Source organism: Serinicoccus chungangensis (assembly GCF_001483745.1).
GTDB classification, from domain to species: Bacteria; Actinomycetota; Actinomycetes; order Actinomycetales; family Dermatophilaceae; genus Ornithinicoccus; species Ornithinicoccus chungangensis_A.
This window is the reverse complement of sequence record NZ_LQBL01000025.1, coordinates 1-1242: the sequence shown is the minus strand read 5'-3', so window position 1 is coordinate 1242 and position 1242 is coordinate 1. Positions and strand designations below refer to the sequence as shown.

Below are 1242 nucleotides of genomic sequence, written 5' to 3'. Positions count from 1 at the left end.
CGCCCCGCCTGACCCGTGAGCCCACCGCGCGGCCAGCGGCATGAGCGTGCACCCGTCAGCGGGCCCGGAGACGCCCACTTGCGGACCGACACCAGAGCCCACTCTCGCCCTCCTTGGCTGGCAGTGACTTTCTCCGAGCACCACGCGGATACCGCGCCGACACGCGGCCGACCGATGGCCAGATGGGAGGGACCACCGGGAAAGATGACCTGATGCGCCTGAGCACGGTCGAACAACTCTTTCAGCGCCTCGACGAGGTGGTCGCCGCTCACGAACGAGGAGACCGAACCTCCCGGGAGTCCGAGCACTTCTGGGAGAAGATGCTGACAATCCCGAACCACCCGCTCAACACGGACCTACCCGACGAGCCGCTCGTGGACTGGTATCAGCGCGGCCTCCTGGGCGACCTGAGCGGGGCTCGCGTCCTCGACGTTGGGTGCGGCAACGGACGCAATTCGGCCTGGCTCGCGAGCAAGGGCGCGATGGTCACCGGTATTGACATCGCCACAGGATTGCTCGAAGTCGTGCGCCCCCGGATGCCCGAAGGTGTCACCCTCGTGTCCATCGACGTCTTGCGTGAGGAACTCCCCGATGACGCCTTCGACCTCGTCTATGACTCCGGCTGTTTCCACCATCTGGCCCCACATCGACGCATCACGTACCTGGAGCAGGTGATGCCGCGCATCGCACCCGTTGGCAAGTACGGCATCGTCGCCTTCGCCCAAGAGCGGCAGCCCAGCCCGAGCGATACCGAGATCCTGGTCAGCGGCGACACCGCAGGCGGAACCTCGTTCACGCTCAACGATCTGGAAGCGATCTTCAGCTCGTACCTCGAACTTGTCGAAGCCCGCCCCGTGGCCGCAGGCATACCGGAAACCTTCGGCGCGGACTTCCTGAACGCAGCTCTGTTCACTCAACGGACGGACCAGTGAACTACCTCGGAGCAGCGGTTCCGTGGCATGGAAATGCTCAACTACAGGGCCACTCGTAGTTCGGCCAGAAGAGCGACCCGCCGCAGTTGTGTGCACCTGGATCACCGTCGTGTTTTCTAGCGCTTCGTGAGCCTGAAGGAGATAAAGCCGGGTTCGCGACTGAGCCGGTCGAAGGTCTGCGGAAACGATGTCTTCATCGCGAGGATGGGCCGTGGCTCGATCAGTTCGTCGATACGAAAGCCGGCCTGGGTGAACTCGCTAGTGATTGTCGGCTCTTCGAGTTTGAGCGTGGTCCCGGGTGTTCACGCCG

Annotated in this window: 2 protein-coding genes; both read left to right on the top strand. The window is 63.9% G+C overall.

Annotated elements, in window-relative coordinates:
* Positions 1-212: 212 nt before the first annotated feature.
* The gene (locus tag AVL62_RS07100) at positions 213-932 is read left to right on the top strand and encodes a class I SAM-dependent methyltransferase (RefSeq protein ID WP_058890964.1); all 720 of its coding nucleotides are present in this window, start codon (positions 213-215) and stop codon (positions 930-932) included.
* A gap of 126 nt (positions 933-1058) precedes the next feature.
* The coding region (locus AVL62_RS17795; protein WP_235585585.1) for a hypothetical protein at positions 1059-1242 on the top strand (184 nt) is incomplete at its 3' end.